General features: G+C 62.4%; 12 protein-coding genes. 8 read left to right on the top strand and 4 right to left on the bottom strand.

Features of this window, described 5'->3' with window-relative positions; all coding sequences use genetic code 11:
- Positions 1-91 precede the first annotated feature (91 nt).
- Positions 92-2,713 carry a pyruvate, phosphate dikinase gene (ppdK, locus tag QM624_RS04155; protein WP_415089031.1) on the bottom strand — a complete coding sequence of 874 codons (2,622 nt, stop codon included), beginning with the start codon at positions 2,711-2,713 and terminating at the stop codon, positions 92-94.
- Positions 2,714-2,960: 247 nt separating this feature from the next.
- Here ppdK and QM624_RS04150 point away from each other — a divergent pair, with 247 nt between their 5' ends.
- The 5 genes from QM624_RS04150 to QM624_RS04130 all read left to right on the top strand — a co-directional run bounded on the left by QM624_RS04150 (position 2,961) and on the right by QM624_RS04130 (position 9,437).
- Positions 2,961-4,475, top strand: a complete 1,515-nt coding sequence (locus tag QM624_RS04150) for a phosphatase PAP2 family protein (RefSeq protein ID WP_415089029.1) — start codon at positions 2,961-2,963, stop codon at positions 4,473-4,475.
- Between the two features lie 12 nt (positions 4,476-4,487).
- Positions 4,488-5,516 (top strand): class I SAM-dependent methyltransferase, encoded by a 1,029-nt coding sequence (locus QM624_RS04145; RefSeq protein WP_415089027.1) that lies wholly within the window; start codon positions 4,488-4,490, stop codon positions 5,514-5,516.
- 147 nt (positions 5,517-5,663) lie between these two features.
- Positions 5,664-6,980 (top strand): glycoside hydrolase family 1 protein, encoded by a 1,317-nt coding sequence (locus QM624_RS04140; protein WP_415089025.1) that lies wholly within the window; start codon positions 5,664-5,666, stop codon positions 6,978-6,980.
- 253 nt (positions 6,981-7,233) lie between these two features.
- A complete protein-coding gene (locus QM624_RS04135) occupies positions 7,234-8,217 on the top strand; it encodes a glycosyltransferase family 2 protein (protein WP_415089023.1) in 984 nt (327 codons plus the stop codon).
- Positions 8,218-8,489: 272 nt separating this feature from the next.
- On the top strand, positions 8,490-9,437 hold the full coding sequence (locus tag QM624_RS04130; protein ID WP_415089021.1) for a glycoside hydrolase family 5 protein: 948 nt from the start codon (positions 8,490-8,492) through the stop codon (positions 9,435-9,437).
- A 21-nt stretch (positions 9,438-9,458) separates the two neighbouring features.
- On the opposite strand, the gene QM624_RS04125 is transcribed toward QM624_RS04130, so the two are convergent.
- Positions 9,459-10,043 carry an acyltransferase gene (locus QM624_RS04125; RefSeq protein WP_415089019.1) on the bottom strand — a complete coding sequence of 195 codons (585 nt, stop codon included), beginning with the start codon at positions 10,041-10,043 and terminating at the stop codon, positions 9,459-9,461.
- Positions 10,044-10,460: 417 nt separating this feature from the next.
- Between QM624_RS04125 and QM624_RS04120 the strand changes: the two genes are divergently transcribed.
- Together QM624_RS04120 and QM624_RS04115 are read left to right on the top strand one after the other, a co-directional pair.
- Positions 10,461-11,333: a hypothetical protein gene (locus QM624_RS04120; RefSeq protein ID WP_415089017.1), complete on the top strand. Its 873-nt coding sequence runs from the start codon at positions 10,461-10,463 to the stop codon at positions 11,331-11,333.
- A gap of 1 nt (position 11,334) precedes the next feature.
- Entirely contained in the window at positions 11,335-12,642 is a 1,308-nt protein-coding gene (locus QM624_RS04115; protein WP_415089015.1) for an O-antigen ligase family protein, read from the top strand.
- 93 nt (positions 12,643-12,735) lie between these two features.
- On the opposite strand, the gene QM624_RS04110 is transcribed toward QM624_RS04115, so the two are convergent.
- Together QM624_RS04110 and QM624_RS04105 are read right to left on the bottom strand one after the other, a co-directional pair.
- Positions 12,736-14,529, bottom strand: coding sequence for a LamG domain-containing protein (locus QM624_RS04110; protein WP_415089013.1), 1,794 nt, complete (start codon positions 14,527-14,529; stop codon positions 12,736-12,738).
- 400 nt (positions 14,530-14,929) lie between these two features.
- Positions 14,930-16,573 carry a lipopolysaccharide biosynthesis protein gene (locus QM624_RS04105; RefSeq protein WP_415089011.1) on the bottom strand — a complete coding sequence of 548 codons (1,644 nt, stop codon included), beginning with the start codon at positions 16,571-16,573 and terminating at the stop codon, positions 14,930-14,932.
- 544 nt (positions 16,574-17,117) lie between these two features.
- Here QM624_RS04105 and QM624_RS04100 point away from each other — a divergent pair.
- Positions 17,118-18,257 (top strand): acyltransferase, encoded by a 1,140-nt coding sequence (locus QM624_RS04100; protein WP_415089009.1) that lies wholly within the window; start codon positions 17,118-17,120, stop codon positions 18,255-18,257.
- Positions 18,258-18,506: the final 249 nt, after the last annotated feature.

The raw sequence follows: 18,506 nt of genomic DNA, 5'->3' as shown, positions 1-18,506 counted from the left end.
GGTGGAGCTCTACCCCACGGGGGGGGGGTTCCCCCCCGGGCGCACCCCGCGCCCGTCTATTGACTATTTGAGTTGGCCGGGGAGTACTCGATCAGCCGTTGGCCAACGCAGCCTGAGCCGCCGCGAGCCGGGCGATCGGCACCCGGAACGGTGAGCAGGACACGTAGTTGAGGCCGACTCGCTGGCAGAAGTCGATCGAGGACGGGTCGCCGCCGTGTTCGCCGCAGATGCCGAGCTTGATGTCGGGGCGGGTCTGCTTGCCGAGCTTGACCGCGGTCTCGACGAGTTTGCCGACGCCGATCTGGTCGAGCCGGGCGAACGGATCGTTCTCGTAGATCTTCTTCTCGTAGTAGGCGTCCAGGAACTTCCCGGCGTCGTCACGGCTGAAGCCGAACGTCATCTGGGTCAGATCGTTGGTGCCGAAGGAGAAGAACTCGGCCTCGGTCGCGATCTCGTCAGCGGTCAGAGCCGCCCGCGGGATCTCGATCATGGTGCCGACCAGGTACTTCAGGTCGACGCCGGCCTCGGCGATGATCGCGTCGGCGGTGTCGGTGACGATCTTCTTAACGAACGCCAACTCCTTCACCTCACCGACCAGCGGAATCATGATCTCGGGAACGAGATCCCATTCCGGATGCTTCTTCTGCACGTTGATCGCGGCCTCGATGATCGCCCGGGTCTGCATGGCGCCGATCTCGGGATAGGTGACGTCGAGACGGCAACCACGGTGCCCCATCATCGGGTTGAACTCGTGCAGCGAGTCGATGACCGCCTCGAGCGCGACGGTTTCCATGTTCATCTGCCGAGCCAAGGCGACCACGTCGGAATGCTCGTGCGGCAGGAACTCGTGCAGCGGCGGGTCGAGCAGCCGGATGGTGACCGGATGACCCTCCATCGCCTCGTAGATGCCTTCAAAGTCACCGCGCTGCATCGGCAGCAGCTTCGCCAAAGCGGCCTCACGCTGCTCGACCGACTTCGACACGATCATCTCCCGGATCGCCGAGATCCGGTCGGGCTCGAAGAACATGTGCTCGGTACGGCACAGACCGATGCCCTCGGCACCGAAGTCACGGGCCTGGGCAGCATCCAGCGGAGTATCGGCGTTGGTGCGGACCTTCATGGTGCGGTACTCATCGGCCCACTCCATGATCCGGCCGAAGTAGCCGCCGATCTCGGCCGGCACGGTCTTGATCGCTTCGCCGTACACGTTGCCGGTGGAGCCGTCCAGCGAAATCCAGTCGCCCTCGTTGTAGGTGTTGCCGCCCAGAGTGAAGTTCTTCACGCCGAAGGTGATCTCGCCCAGACCCGACACACAACAGGTACCCATACCGCGCGCCACCACGGCGGCGTGCGAGGTCATACCGCCACGGGCGGTCAAGATGCCCTTCGCGTAATGCATGCCCTCGATGTCCTCAGGCGTGGTCTCCAAACGAACCAGGACGACGTCCTCGCCACGCTTGCCGCGCTCGGCGGCCTCTTCGGAGGTGAACACCACCTGGCCGCAAGCGGCACCCGGGGAGGCCGGCAGGCCCTTGCCGATCGGCGTCGCACCGGCAAGCTCGGCGTCGTCGAACTGCGGGTGCAGCAGGGCGTCGATCTGCTTCGGATCGATCATCGACACGGCCTTCTTGGAGTCGATCATGCCCTCATCGACCAGGTCGCAGGCGATCTTGAAAGCGGCCGCCGCGGTGCGCTTGCCGTTACGGGTCTGGAGCATGAAGAGCTTGCCCTCTTCAATGGTGAACTCCATGTCCTGCATGTCCCGGTAATGGTTCTCCAACCGGGTCACGATCGCCTGGAACTCGTCGTACAACCCCTGGTTCTGCGCCTTCAACTGATCGATCGTCAGCGGCGTCCGGATGCCGGCCACCACATCCTCACCCTGCGCGTTCATCAGGTACTCGCCGTACAGGCCGGGCTCGCCGGTGGCCGGGTTACGCGAGAACGCCACACCGGTGCCGGAGGTGTCGCCCAGGTTGCCGAACACCATCGACTGGATGTTGACCGCGGTCCCCCAGTCGGAGGGAATGTCGTTGAGCCGCCGGTAGTAGACCGCACGCGGGTTGTCCCAGGAACGGAAAACCGCCTTGATGGCGCCGAACAACTGCTCGATCGGGTCGGAGGGGAACTCAGAGCCGATCTTGTTCTTGTACTCGTCCTTGAACTGGCGAGCCAGCTCCTTCAGATCGTCGGCATCGAGCTCGAGATCGTCCTTGACGCCCTTGTGCTCCTTCATCTCATCGATGAGTTCCTCGAAGTACGCCTTACCGACCTCCATGACGACATCGGAGTACATCTGGATGAAGCGGCGGTACGAGTCGTAGACGAAGCGCGGGTTGCCAGTCTTCGCGGCGAACGCCTCAACCACCTCCTCGTTCATGCCGAGGTTGAGGATGGTGTCCATCATGCCGGGCATCGAGGCGCGCGAACCCGACCGCACCGAGACCAGCAGCGGGTTGTCCGGATCGCCGAACTTCTTACCAGTCAGCTCTTCGAGCTTTCCGATGTAGCCGACGATCTGCTCACGGATGTCGTCGCCGATCTTCTCGCCGTCGGCGTAGTAGCGGGTGCAGGCCTCGGTGCTGATCGTGAAGCCCTGCGGAACCGGCATACCCAGCCCGGTCATCTCGGCGAGGTTGGCGCCCTTACCGCCCAACAGGTTCCGCATGGAACCGTCACCCTCGCTGAACTCATAGACATACTTGGTGGTCATCGTGTGATGAATCTCCTTCGGATGCTCCATTGCATGGCCGCCAACAGCGGCGGATCCAATCGCCGGTGCCCGGCGGAGCGGGGGCCGGGAACCGGTCAGACAGACCCCACCGTATCGAGTCCAGCGGCACCACGGATACCAAGCCGCCGTTCGGGCGGTCTGTCTTCAGGAACCGCCCGAGCGATCCGGGCTTCCGACGGGTCAAAGAGCTCGACCTCCCAGCAGATCGGGCACATACGATGTGAGCGTGCAGACAACTTCCGCGCGTCGACTCAATTTCTCCGTTTGGCGCGCGGCGGTGCTCGCCTTGGCCGTAGCCACGGCAGCCTGCACCTCAGCGCCCGTGACCAACTCCAGTCCTGTTGCCTCACCTGACACCAGTTCGGCCACCCCGCCGCCGTCCGGTTTCACGAGCGATCACGGCAAGCCGGAACCGATGGATCTGCTCGGCGGATACGGGGCCCTCTGGCACCCGACCGAACCCGCGAAGCTTCAGGGCATCGTCCATGACCCCCGCCAGCTCTCTTGGAATGATCGGCTGGCCAGCTGGATCAATCAACATTCCACCCCCACCCAACAGTTCCGAGCACTGCAGGACAGCCAACTTCGGGCGTCCGACGGTGCGGAATACGACCAGTCGATCACTATGGCCGATGCTCTCGGTCAGCGCCTCGGATCCCTCTACGTCAGAGGACGACTTAGTGGCAAGTTGCCGCTCACATCGAGGCTGCTCAACACCACAGATGGCTTGGTGGGCGACTACCTCACAAGCGGGTCCGCAAAGGATGCCTATGGCTATCCACGGCCCTACCTGCGCAGCAGTTCGGCTACTCCGGTCCACGGTGATTCGCAGTCCTGCGCACCCGACAAGGTCAATGCACAATCGCTGGCACAACTCCGAAAAGGTAAACCCTGGGGTGACGCGAACGGCAATCTGCTGATCACTCGGGTTCCAGCCGCAACGGACACCACAAGGTCGTTCACGTCCAAGGATGTGCGCTTGGACCCTTACTACCGGGGCGAGTCCATGTGTCGGAACGGGGCATTTCCAAGTGGGCATGCCCGCGCTGCCTATGCAGTCGGCATCACGCTCGCAACCTTGGTGCCGGAACTCGCACCATCCATTCTGGCTCGGACCTCCGAGGCTGCGAACAACCGAATTGTGCTCGGCGTCCACTATCCCTTGGACGTAATCGGGGGCCGTATAACGGGTGAGGCCGCCGCGTCGACGCGGTGGTCCGACGAACGCTTCCGCAATGACGTGCTGAGTCCAGCCCGAGTTGAGCTTGTCAACTATTTGGAAACCTCGTGCGGCGCACGGCTGGCAACCTGCATTAAAGACGACAAGCCCTACGCCAACGACCCCTACAGCGGCGCGATAGTTCCTGGAGGTACCGATCAAGCGACCACGGGGCAGCCGACGAAGGCACTGGCCGTCTATACCGAGCGACTGAGCTATGGATTCTCCGCCACCAGGCCACGCGGCCTCGCCGCCTCTGTCCCGTCGGGCGCGGAGAACCTCCTTCTCACCACGTTCCCGTCACTCACCTCTGATCAGCGCCGGGACGTGCTTGCTCAAACCGAGATCGACTCCGGCAATGCGCTCGACACCACACCACCCACGCCCAAAGCGGTCGGCCCTGGCTCGTGGCAGCGTCTGAATCTTGCTGCAGCGATGTCTGCCACCGTAGAAGTGCGCGCCGACGGAACCGTGAAGGTGCTTGCCGTGGGTGGATCACCAACTACCGTGCACAGAAAGTGATTGTCTGATCCGGTGGACATCGACCAGACCAAACGGCCCGACGCGGTCACGGAGCTACTGCTCGCTCAGGCCGGCGACCTCGCCGAGCCGGTTGCAGTTCTGGACGATGTCGCCGACGGCCTAACCCAGGCGCTCGCTACAAGCGGTCAGGCTCCTCGCGTCTGGTGCGATGACGTACGAGCCGAACAGCGCGTGCCTCCGGCGTGGAGGTGCGCGACGCCGCAGCAGGCGCTTGAGGGCGCCCGAACCGTGCTCTGGCGACTGCCTCGCGCCGTTGGTGCGGTGGGCGAGTACGCCGAACTCATCGCGAGACACGCCCACTCCGGCGTGCAGGTGGTCGCAGCCGCCCGTGACAAGGATCTGGCCCGCTCGATGAATTCTGCCCTAGCAAGAAGCTTTCAGGCCGTGAGTGCGTCGCTAGGGCACCGCAAGGCTCGCGCGCTCCTAGCCTCCGACCCACGTCCGCACGCATTGTCGTGGCCTCGAACCGCACGGATCCATCCGCTCGACCTGAATGTCGTCGCCCACGGCGCGACGTTCAACACCAATCGTCTCGACCGCGGGACCGCTCTCCTCGTGCGCTGCCTTGAGCGGCTTCCCTCCTCCGCGGCGACCGCCATCGACCTAGGCTGCGGCAGCGGCATTCTGGCGGCGTTGCTCGCCCGGCGCGGTCTTCAGATATCCGCGGTGGATGTCGCCTGGAGCGCCACGGACGCGACTCGCCTCACTGCGGAAGCCAACGGCGCCACGGTGCAGGTTGAACGTCGCGACGGCCTTGCCGACTGGCGCCGTCCGGTAGACCTCATTGTCACCAATCCACCGTTCCACATCGGTAGCGCCAAAGACACCACGCCCACCCGCTCCCTTTTCGCCCAGGCGGGGCGGGCCTTGGCCGAGCACGGCGAACTGTGGTGCGTCTACAACTCCCACTTGCCATACTTGAACTGGTTACGCGAGACGATCGGCCCCACGCAGATCATCGCCCGCGATCGGGCCTATCTGGTGACCCGATCACGCCGGAGAACCGGCGTCGATGACTGAACCGTCGGCCGTCCGGCAATTGCCCCGGTGCCGCCTCACGCGACTTGAACGAGTACTGTTTCAAGCCGTGGGCTTGATCGGTGAAGCACGTTGACACCCCTTGTCACACCACCGACTATGACTCCCAGTGCTAGTGAAGGGAATGCTGTGCACGCGTTCACACTCAAGAACTGCGAGTTGGGCGTCGCTACCGCAGCCACTCAGATCGAGGGTGGCCATGCCCGGACCAACTGGCATCGCTGGGCTGAGGAACCGGGGCGCATCAAGGACGGCTCGAGCCCGGCTCGTGCGTGTGATCACTGGAATCGGGTCCCCGAGGACGTCGCGCTGCTCACCGATCTCAACGTTCAGCACTACCGGATGGGTCTTGAATGGGCCCGCGTCGAGCCATCTCCCGGCGAGTTCGACTCCGCAGCAATCGACCACTACCGCGACGAGCTCGGCCGACTGATCGACGCGGGCATCAAGCCGCTCGTCACCTTGCATCACTTCAACAATCCGACCTGGTTCGAGGATGCCGCCGGCTTTCTCAACCCGGACGGCACCAAGGTCTTCCAGCAGTACACCCAGCGAATGGTGTCTGCGCTCGGTGACCTGGTGAACGAGTGGATCACGATCAACGAGCCGAACATCTACGCCACCCACGCCTACTACTTCGGCGTCTGGCCACCCGGCATCCGCTCCTTGAAGACGTTGACTCACGTCTACACCAACCTGGCCGCCGCCCACATCGACGCCTACCGACTGATCCATGAGCTGCAGCCCGACGCTCGCGTCGGAGTGGCCCAGCATCTGCGGGTGTTCCGTCCCCGGATCGCCTGGCATCCCGGACACTGGGCCTCCGCCCAGACCATGGAATGGTTGTTCCAGCGCGTGATCACGAAGGCCATGTGTAAGGGTCGATTTCTCGCTCCCCTATCTCAGCCTGCCGGTATCCGTCCCGGGATCTACTACGACTTTCACGGCATCAACTACTACTCACGCAGCACGGTCAGCCGTCTCGACGACGGCGTCGGCGCCGACGTCCCCATCAACGATCTCGGCTGGGAGATCTATCCCCAAGGGCTGATCGAGGTCGCCAACTGGCTACATGAAGCACATCCCGGACCGCTCTACGTGACCGAGAACGGCACGGCAAACTCGGACGACGGCTTCCGTAGCCGATTCATCCATGAACACCTGGCCGAGATCGCGGCTTCGGATCTGCCGATCGAGCGCTATTACCACTGGTCGTTCATGGACAACTGGGAGTGGCTCGAAGGTGAATCGGCCCGGTTCGGCCTGATTCGTGTCAACTACGAGACCCAAGAACGCACGATGCGGGATTCCGGACGGTTCTTCTCCGAGATCGCCGCCCAACGCGGGGTCACCGAAGAGATGTACCAGCGCTACGTCGCCCACCAGATCTATTCGAGGAACACTCCCCCGAATCCCGGGCCGTCCAGAATCACCACACCCGGATGAGGTGGGGCTCATGGGCCGCGTGGAGCCCCTGAGCCCGCCGGAGAGTTGGCAGTCGACCCGCCCGGGACCGCACCGCTCCCGCCCGATGGATCACCTGCTCACAGACGCTCGCCGCCGCACGGCAGCGGACACTGAACGGACAGCTTCTATAGCGGGGTTCAAAATTTACTATAGTGGTTTCCAAGTTTCGACGTCTTGGCAGCCTGTTGGCGCCACGCACGCCGCACCGATCCAGCACCCCGATGGAGTTCCCTTGTCCCTCGCCAGCATAGTAATTCCCGCACACAACGAGGCATCGGTCCTGCCGGCGACTCTGGACCGGATCGCTCGTGAATCCATAGCCGCCGAGGTGGAGGTCGTCGTGGTGGCCAACGCCTGCACCGATGACACAGCCGAAGTCGCCCGCGGGTTCGCCTCACGGCTTCCGCGGTTGAGTGTCATAGAGACAGACACCCCCGGCAAGGCGAATGCCTTGAATCTCGGCGACAGGGCAACCACCGCGTTCCCTCGGATCTTCCTTGACGCAGACATCCTGCTAGGCCCAGGGGCCTTGCCGGGCATGGTGGACCTACTCTCGGTCGATGCGCCGCTGGTGGGGTCGCCCGTAATCCGCTTCGATCTGACGGGCGCCGACCGCTGGGTGCGCGCCTATTATCGGGTCTTCGAGCAACAGCCCTATCTGACCGATGGCCTGGTTGGCCTTGGCGTCTACGGCATATCGGCACGCGGCCGCGAACGCTTCATGGAGTTCCCTGACCTCATGGCCGACGACCTCTATATTCAGCGCCTCTTTGAACCTAGTGAACGGCTCCGCACACGGGGTGAGTTCATCGTCCGGACTCCGCGGAAATGGTCTGACCTTGTCCGAGTCCGGACCCGGGTCGAACGTGGCAATGCACAGATCGCCGCCGCGGCCGACACCCTCGAGTCCGGCCATGACTACGGCCGCACGTCAGTCTCTTCGAGCCGCAGCCTGATCGAGACCCTTGCCACACAGCCGACAATGATCCCTTCCGCGTTGGTATACACCGGCACTGTTCTCACCGCCAAGGCGCGGGCAAAGGTGTGCGGCGATCACTGGGGCCGAGACGAATCCAGCAGGATCATGGACGGCAGCCATTCTGGCGCCACCCGCATCGCTGCTCATGCTCAAGCACCAGGGCACGACCGAGTCGCCTGCTTGGCCAGTCAATCAACACCTTCATCGAACGCGGGCTCGATGGCCTCACTCGGCTAACCACCCCATGCATTCGCTGATTTGGCCGATATCATCGTGCAGCTACGGTCGACGCATGTGCCAGCACCCAACCGCGGTTCGTGGGCGGGGCGGTCAGTGCCGCGCAGCCATCGCCAGCGGCTGATCCAATGACCTCACGCCACCAAGCAGCACAGCCTATCGACCGCATCTTTGGCAGGCGGACGCTACTCGCAGCCAGCGTCAGCGCCGCACTTACGGCACCGTTTCTAGCCGGCTGCAGCAGTCCACGTCGGGCGACGCGATTCCAAGCAATGGACGGCGTCATCCGCGACCTCGACGGCGCCATCTTCACTCCGATCGGCGCCAATGTGGGCACTCACAAGACCTTCGATTGGAAGGGGGACGCCCGCGGACACTCCCGAGATGCGTTGGACTGGGGTTGGAACACGATCCGGCTCAACGTCATGGTCACCGCTGCGGCGAAGTGGTCCTATGTAGAGGTCTACGGCGAAAACTCACTGTTGGACCTAGTGGCTGAAGTTGTTGACGAGTACACCGCCGCCGGCCTGGTGGTCATCATCGACGCCCATGACAACCCGCGTGGGAAGGGCTACGACCAACAGGCTGTGGAAGCCGGGATGATTGCTTGGTGGAAGTCAGCGGCGGCTCGGTTCCGCGACAACCCCAGAGTGTGGTGCGGACTGATCAATGAGCCGAGTTACATCAACGACGAGTGGCTGCGAATCATTGATTCTTTGGCCACGGCGGTTCGCGACACCGGCAACGCCAATCCGATCCTCGTTGCGGCGCCGTGCTGGGGACAAGATGTCGGGTACAACCGGCCGTACTTCTCCGACGCAAAATTCAGCTACGAGCCAGATATGGCCCCAGTTCTGAGCCGACGCTACGACAATCTCATTCTAGAACAGCACAATTACGGCGCGTACGCTATGTACTCGGACGCCGAGAAGCTGGCCGGTTATCTAGCAAAGGTTCGCGACGTGGGGCTAACCCCGTTGATCGGCGAGTTCGGCTACACGATAGACCGCTCGAGCAGCGCCGGCGATTTCGCGTCGAACTATGCTGGCGCCCAAGCGGTGTTCGACGTGGCACGCCAGTTGGACGTCGGAGCAATGTGGTGGCACGCCACGCATGGTGACAACTACTCCCTCAAAGCGAATGGGGAAGCGTTCTGGAACGGTGGCGCAGCCAGCGGCCTCTCCGACGGCGGCACAAAGTTGTGGGCTCTGGCGCACTGAGCTCAGACGCCGAGCCCGCGGTCAAGGCCTTCGCTCACCTATCTGGCGCGCCGGAGAACCAGCCACGATCGCGTTCTCGGCCACGTCCCCCCGCACCACCGAGTTGGCCGCAACCACCGCCCCCGGACTGATGCGTGCGCCGGAAACGATCACGCAGGCCGCGCCGATCCACACATCATCGCCTATCTCGACACCACTGCCAGTCCAGTTCTGGTCGGCGATCGGCACGCCCGCCCGCGTACCATGGTTGCTGCCCACGATTGTCACATTTTGGGCGATCAGACAGTGCGTACCGATTGCGATCCGGGCACCCGCAGCCCTGATATTGGCGAACTCTCCGATGTAGGTGTGCTCGCCGACCTCAAGCCGAGACCCCGTCAGGCCACCTCCATTGGCGACATCGAGGACGCTCGGCCCGCTGATCGTAATCCGCGTGCCCAAGTGAATCCGGCGGGGATCGCCGATGACCTGAACGCGGCGACTGATGACCGCGGTGGGCTCGCTCAGCCTCAGCGCGGTCCAGTTGCGGACGGCACTGATCTCGCTCAGTAGATCACGGGCGACGGACTTGGCCAACGCAATCGACGCATACGTAGTGTGTGCCACCGAACGGATGCTAGCAGCATGCAACGACCGCGCCCGGGACATGGTGGCCGTCCGACCTGAGCACAACGCAATGCATGGACGAGCCACATGGCGAGACGCTTGCGTGCGACTTGTCGCTCTGCGAGCGGCAGTCAGCCGGTTCGCTCCTCGCTTGCACGCCTCAGGCCACCCTAGCCAAGCGAGTGCCCGAGCGATCCGCAGCGAGCACGCCGACCACTGTCGGACCGAGATCGCGGATTGAATGAATCCCGCGAACGTTTCGTGCCACCCAGGCGAATGACCAGTGGTGGCGGACAGACAAATCTCTCGCCGCAACTTTCGGTACTCTATGCGCTGGGTGCTGTGCGGTCACGGGAGTACGCCGCACGCACCGATTTGCCCATCAGCGTCTTAGGGCCGAAAACCAGGGGGAAGATAATGAGCAGTACTGAATACCGCGAAAGAGAGCCTTTCACGCAAGCTGCGGCGGGACCGCTCACGGCGTGGCGTCGACATTGGCTCATGGGCACGGTCGTCGCCCTTACCATTGCTTTAGTTGGAGTGGCTGCCGGATTCGTAGCGCCGACGGTGCACACGGCCGAAGCTCGTGTGGCCGTCGGGGCGGGAGATCTGAGTGCCGGCGCTGTAGCGGGATTCCCGGCCGCATCCTCATCTTTGGCCTCCAACTACGCGCGCTACGTGAATGATCGCGGTGTTGCCCAGACCGACATCCCGGATGGCGTCACCCTGTCCGCCTCTCAGATTCCCGAATCCAACGTGATCCGGATCGAGGCCGCTTCGGCCGACCCTGCTGCGGCCACAGCCGCCGCCAATTCCGCGGCCGATCAGCTGGTCACCTTGGTGAACACCGGTGGCCGGCAGTCGATTGAGGACGTCTTCAAGCAGTTCACCAAGGCGTCCAAGGACGATGCGAAGGCCCAGACGGAACTCGCGGCAGCCCAGCATCAGCTGGATCTGCTGCTCAGCGACACCGAAAGCAAGAAGGGGTCGCTGAATAGGGCTCGCGATGCCGTCACCAAAGCAGCGGGCACTGCGGGCGAAACGTCAGCCAAGGCCGCCGCGCTGCGCCAGAAGTACACCAACCTGGTTGACGGTAGCCAGACCGCGGGCAACCTGCTTGTCATTCGCACCGCCGACACACCGACGACCAATCGGATCAGCCTGGTCTCGCGCTTGGGCCTGATCGGCCTGATCATCGGTGCCGCCGGCGGATTGGCTATCGCCGTCGCGCTCGAGCGCCGGCGGGCGCCGGTCGCCAACCAGAAGGCGCCCGTGCTGGACGGTGAGTGAGGTGTCTGCGTCCGTTCTGGCGACGACAACCCCTGACCGAACGTCCCTGCCGAGCATCGGTCCCCGAGAGCCGGCATATGTCTGGCTCTTCTTGGCCGGCCTGGTTTTGACGGTATTCAATGGCCACACCGAGGACTTGGGCATCCCGGTTCCTCTCGACCGGGCGCTGCTGGCACTCGCGGTATTGCTTTGGCTTCTCGACCCAGCCCGGGAGCGGCTGCGCATGCGCGCGTTCTATGCCGTCGCCGCCGCAACCATCCTGTGGACGACGCTGTCATGGATGTCCACGTGGCCAATCACTGACACCAGCACGGCGTTCGCGTTACTCGACCGCATCATCGTGCCGTTGGCGATGTTTCCGCTAGGCGCAGCCATCTTCGCGACCAGTCATCGACGAGAATTGCTGCTGAGAACAATGGCGCTGATCGCGACCTATGTCGGCTTCAGCGGCTTGATGCAATATCTCGGCGTCCAGTCGCTGCTATTTCCGCGCTACCTAGTGGCCGGAATCAGCCAGGGCGCGAATAGTCGACCCGGGGGGCCATGGCTCGCCCCGGAACCGCTTGGCATGGTGTCGGTACTGGCGATCTTCATGGCGGGCCTACTCGTCCATGTCAGCAACCATCGGCTCTGGCGGGTGGTCGGTGCAATCGGCGTGATCAGCGGCCTGGTCGGCACACTGGTCTGCCTCACCCGCTCATCCTGGCTGTCCGCGATCCTGGGTGGTCTCGTCATAGGCCTGTTGGTGCCGCGACTGCGCCGCTGGTTGCCGATGATCATCATTGGCCTGCTCGGCGTGGGGACGCTATTGCTCGTCGTGTTTCCAGAGTTTCGCGATGCCTTAGTCACTCGCTTGTTCACCGAACGCTCGGTGTTCGATCGGCAGAACACCAACGACGCGGCGCTGCAGATCATCCAGATGCTCCCGCTGTTCGGCATCGGATGGGGTCAATTCATTGTCCAGAACGTGCTCTGGGTCCGCCAGGCCGATGACTACCCGGTGACCACCGTAACGATCGAGATCCACAATGTGTTCCTGTCTCGCGCAGCGGAAACCGGCGTGCTGGGCGCACTGCTCTGGATTCTGTGCTTCGCAACAGGCCCACTATTGGGCCTGTTGGCAAAGCCCAATAGCGTATGGGCTCGGCATTGGAAGCTGGTGGGCCTGGCGGCATTCTTCGTTTGGGTCGTTCCTTCGCTGACCAGCCCCAATCCCTATGTGCTGCCCAATTATCTGGTCTGGCTTGTCTGGGGGATCGCCGCTCGTGGCATTTTGATTGATCTTCCGCGGCGCTCGACCAACGCGTAGCAATAAGTGATGCGCAAAGGGGGAACGTCGAAAAACGCTATCGGCGTCGGCCACTATGGTCGACGCCGATAGCGCATTCTAGACTTCGGCGAATCAGAACGCTGCTTTGTACTGCGCTGTCACGGTGCTCGCGCTGAGGGCACTCTCGTACACAGCGAACTCGTCGAGCGAGGCCTGAACGTAGTAGCTGCTGGGTGCCGTCGGCCAATCCTTCATGTTGCCGCCACCGACCCTCCAGTAACCAGCCCCAGCCTCGGCCTTGGTAGTTCCGTTGCTGGCGACAAGCGCACCGTCCACGTACAGCTTGCTGCCAGCAGAGCTCTGGGTGGCCGTGACCATATGCCAAGCGCCGTCATTGTAGGTGCGGGACGACGTGAGCGTAGATACCTTGCCTGAATATGTGCCGAAGACCAACTTGCCCTCGTTAGTCAGGTAGATGGAGCGATCATAGTGCTCGCCATTGCCAATCTTGGCGCTCTCAAAACCAGCCAACTTGCCGCCCGACTTGCTGCTGGTCTTGAACCACAGCTGCACGCTGAAGGACGCGGCGGGTCTGCTTGCTACCGTAGTCGAGACCAGTGAACCCTGCTTACCCTGCGTAGTAATGGCCGCATTCCCCCCGACAGCGCCAACTGCGCCCGTCCAGACGCTGTTCAGGGCTCCATTGCGTCCGTTGCCGCTGGAGTCCGCAGCTGTGCTGCCCTTGTCGGACAGAGTCCAGTAGAGCCAAGGCTTGGCGTTAATAACGGCGCCCGAGTACCGGCCGGCGATCGTTGGGCTGCTGGGCGGATTCGAAGTCACCGGAGGGGTCGTTGCCGGGGGCGGTGTGTTAACCGAGCCATTGATCGGGGCCTTGTAGTTCATGGGGAGCGCCACAAGTTTCTCGAGCGGAAAGGCCACCTCACCCTTCTTCTGGTCGCCGGCCATCTCAGCCCAAGCGTCACGCCCACGGAAGATCGACGGGTATCGATTCTCGCGGAGCGCGATCGGGTTCTCAGCAGCAAAGCTAACCGAGCCGGAGGTGTCCGTGATGATGATCCCGTACTCTTGGGCCGCCTTCGCGATGACCCGTGCCGTCGGCGATAGCTTCATTGCGTCAATATTGAGGCTGGCTGGCAGCCTGAGCATCTGGCCAATCGAAAGCTCGGACCCACTCCACCAGCCATCGGTACGAACCGCGGGCCAGCTGACGCTGCCCTTCTTGGTCTGGGGAATCGCCAAGCTGACGACGTGGTCGATACGCCCGTTCAGCAACTCCTGTTCACGGATGATCGTCCCCCACAGCGACATGCCACTGGCCGACGATCCAAAGGTGCCGCTGAAGACGCCAGACGACTTGTCCGCGTTCGCGATCTTCCCACCCCAGCACGCCTGCCACTTGCCGCCTGACTTGCGGGCTTTCCACAGTTCGACGAGTTCCTTGCTGTCCGGATTATAAATCGCCACGCTGCCGTCACTGGATGGGTCGGGCTGCATGTCATTCGGGATGTGGATGTTCTTAAGTTGAGCATTCAGATAGACTGCCACGCTAGCCGTGTGGCTCTGACAGTTCCAGGCGGTAATGTCATAGACTGGGTCTGAGTTTCGCGCCACATAGAGAGGCGTCGAGAACTTGCCGGTATTCACGGCTACGTTCGGCGTGGTCGCCGTTCCGTAATACTTGTGCGCCTGCTTCTTAAGGCTTGAGACCAGCGCATTGGAGTCAGACGCAGCGGGAGTCGAGTTGGGTAGCTTCTGGTAGAACGGCGAACTCGACGCGAAGATCCGCGAGGAGACCGGGCGACTATCAGTTCCAGAGTTGCTCTTCGCGACGGCAGGGATGGGCGCGGAGAGCACGAGTGCGCCGGCGCTGAGCACGATGAGGGCGGCTCGGCTGAGCTTGGCCATGTGGGGTTGTCCAATCGTCGGGTTAGAAGCCAGGGAGCTTCCTAGCGGTCTTGTCCGTGCCCCGCGGGTCGATGCCATAGCCCACAACGCACAGGCGAAAGCTTAGTGCACACTAAGGATTTGCTGAAATCTCCTCGGGTCGCGCGATCATCCGTTGGCCTCGCGAGCGCCCACGACACTAGCGCCTGGAGTAGCTCCCATCGCCTCAGCAGGTTGCCAATTGCCGGTGCCGCAAGGGGCAACAACAACGTCCACCAACCGCGGTCGTCTAGCGATCCGCTGCGCGGCGGGTTCATCTTCGGCCGGAGGAAGGTCCGCAACAGCGCATCTCGTCCTCAGGAATCAGCCTTGCCGCTAGGACGGCGGACTATCTCTGCGCGCCAGACGGCAGCTCCTCAGTTCAGCGGGTGCGCTTCCCATGCCGTCGGCCGATGAGTTCACGCAGCCGTCCGATGCCGACGATGTGAATGAGGTAGAGCAGCAACGCGGGGGCAGCAGCGGCACCGACCGCAAGCAACGCCAGAGCACCAAACGGCACAATGCTACCCACGACATAGCGAGCAACCGCCCAGCAACTGGCCGCGGAGATCGCAGACGCTGCCAGCACCGGCAGCCAGGGCACGACACTCCACGGGGTCGGAATCCGCGTTTCCACGTGCCGCTGACCGACCCAGGTCAGATAGACGGCTGCCGTCACCGCGGCAATCAGGGTCGCCGCTATAGTTCCCACTACACCGAACGACAGAATCAGAGGAAATGTCAACGACAAATTAATCACCATGTTGATGATGTCGTAGGAGAGAGTGAGCCCGGATCTGCCCAACCCGTTCAACCAGAACCGCTGTACCATCATCGTCAGGGTGACTCCGTAGGCAAGCAGAACGGCTGCGGCCACCTGCCCCGGCAGGTCCGTGCCCAGATGCAGCCAGACCGTTACGCCAAAACCGGACGCCGGCACTCCGACCGCGATCCATCCGGCGATTAGTCGGACCCAGAGTCGCTGAACCTTAGCAACCTCACCAACTGCCCCTGCCGGCCCATGCTCACCAATTGCCCGGACAATGTTCGCATCAATCGGAACTGACGCATTGAACGGCACCCCTCGCATCGTGCTCGCGAAGCTGGCCCCGGTACCAAAGGCTGTCATCTGCGGCGCAGCAAGGCGCCCCACGAATAATGAATCGCCATAGTCGGCCAGTAGCGTCAACGTGCCCGAAATCTGGATCTTCCAGGAGAATCCGAAGAACTCTTTCAGGAGCCTCGCGGGTGCAAATCTCACGGCCGACCAGTCCAGCCGACGCAATGCCGACGGCATGACCATGACTGTTGGAAAAATCTGCTGAGCAATAAAAGCCCAAGCGATACCGACCAGCCCAAGATCATTCCTCACGGCGAAGATCATGCCCGCCGCATAGGCAAAGAACCCAAACAGGTCTCCCAACGCCGTGATTCGAAACAGATTGGACGTCAGCAACACCTGGGCGAAGATCCCACGCACTTGAGATATTGCCGCAAGAATGATCATTACTCGGAGCAGGTACACCGCGCCATCTGGATCCTCAGCCGAACCAGGAAAGAACGACATGATCTGCGGAGCGGCCCACACCAACAAACAACATAGAGTCGAGGCCACAACCGCCATCACCACAAATAGCGAGGTCAACAGGCGCGTCATTCCCGCATTGTCACCACGGCCGAGGTAGATACCAAAATAGCGTCGAGAACTGGCACCAACCCCGCCGTCGATACTGCCAGCAAATTGCTGGATAACTGCTACCAGCAAAAAGACTCCGTAAAGACCAATGCCGAAGCCGTGGATGAGATATGGAGTCAGTGCCAGGTTGAACACCAGCGGCGACATCTGAGCCAGCGCCAGCCATCCCGTGCCGCCAGCGAGCCGCCGAAACAAGCTCGGCTCCGAAACGGGGGGGTTCGCCCCTGCCTCACCCTGCTCGAGAATCTCCTCCTGGCTGACACCAGACTCCCGACTCATCTCACCCTCAGCTTCACCCGAGTTCGAGGAGCCTTGGTTGATGTCAGCCACAACGGCTCCCCCGTAATCGCCTGCAGTGGAACATCGTCCTGTGCGCTGGGGTGGTGGCGAGACACGGTGCCGCGTTCCACGGCTCCCTGCGGTTCAGGCCCTGGCTCGCTACGCGCCGCGACAGTTGGTGACCGTATCGATGCCCGCGGTATTTGATGCCGACCGGCGTCCACAGGTTACAGGCGGGCACCATGACGTTCCCCCTCGGCACAGTTGTTCCTCCCCGTTCACGCCACGCGCACACCCCTCACGCCGGCGCTTCAGCCTACGCCACACGCTAGACCACGCCTCAAACCATACGTCCCTTGGAATTGGCCCGGCATGGGCACCCGGGAAGTATGTGATAGCGTTCACGATCACAGTTGCTTGGTGGGGATCCAAGATCGGGGCGGCTTAGCTTGCCTTGGCGCCGGCCAACCTCGCCGCAAGCCGCACGAGATCTCGAGAATCGACGCACCACCGGCCCATGAACACCAATGTTGACACCGCCGCTCCCGATGCGAGTCGATCGCTGACCGCCGACAGGCGCATCGGCTAAATCGTTATGTCCGGGGGTCGAGTGAAACCAGGGGACGCTCCCCGAAGAGATGGCACCGATGTCTTGCCGCGCCGCGCTATCAGTGTCGAGAAATCTAGCCCGGGCGTCGGGAGCCATCACCGCGCCAGACTCGCCTATGTCGATCGGCTGCGCGTTGCGGCGGCGGCGGCAGTGGTCATGGTTCACGTATCTTCGGTCGGTTGGACTGCGGCAGCGCCGGCTTCGGCAGACTGGCAGGCCGCGAACATCTACGGGTCAGTGAGTAGGTGGTGCGTGCCGATCTTCTTCATGATCTCGGGGGTATTGTTCCTGGCTCCGAATCGTGAGGACAGCCCGAGGAAGATCTGGAACCACTATATTCTTCGCTTGTTCGTGATGTATCTGGCCTGGAGCTTCGCCTATACCCTCGCGGACGCGGTGGCAGAACATAATTGGTCTCCGGCGTATCTGTTGCAGCATCTATGGAATGGCTACTACCACCTGTGGTATCTGCCGGCGATGGCTGGCGTTTATGCGCTGATTCCCCTGCTGCAACGAATTGTGTCGGTCCCTGCGCTAACCCGCTACGCGCTGATTCTCACTGGGGTTGCCAGCATCCTAGTGCCGACCACGGCCATGATCCCCATCCTGGGCAGCCACTCGACGGACCTGGTGGACAGGGTGGCGCCATTCCTGCTGGCGGGTTTCCCCTTCTACTTTATCCTAGGTCATTTCTTGCATGAGTCCGATAAGGAACTCCCGAGGTGGGTGCGGCCGGCCAGCTACGTGGGCGCGATACTCGGAGTGGTGGTGACCATCGCGGGCACGTCAGCGCTGTCGGTCAGCAAGGGAGAAGGCGTCGGCAGTTTCTACGGCTACCTCACGCTCGGCGTCGTATTGACTTCAGTCGGAGTATTCCTGATCTTCCGAGACCTCGGCGGTGAGGCGATCACCAGCCCGCGATTAGCGACAATCTCACGCTGGACCTTGCCGATTTACCTGATGCACCCAGCGTTCATCCGCCTTCTCTCCGAGTTCGATGTTTCACCTGGCCTGCTGCCCACGGCAATCGGGATTCCCCTCATCTGGGTCGGCGTTCTGCTACTTTGTGCATTAATTAGCGCCGTGCTAGTACGTATTCCAATCGTCAACTCGTGGTTGATCTAGCTCTGAGCCCACGCGCTCGGCGCTGAGCGCAATATCGGGGTCATTGGGTGATCCGATCAGGTAACGCTGTACCCCCAAAAAGATCTGCAAGCAGGGGAACTGCTCGAGTCCGCTTTGGTCCCCGTCAGACGTCGTCCTCCTGACTTGCACACCCCTGGGGCAATGTGAGACGAGATCGGAGATCATCCGGCCTTGTCGGCCCGGTACGCAGGAAAGCCGTTGCCACCAATGGACATCCATTTCGGACGT

The organism is Micropruina sp., from assembly GCF_047606365.1.
GTDB lineage: Bacteria > Actinomycetota > Actinomycetes > Propionibacteriales > Propionibacteriaceae > Micropruina.
This window is presented reverse-complemented; position numbering and strand designations above follow the sequence as displayed.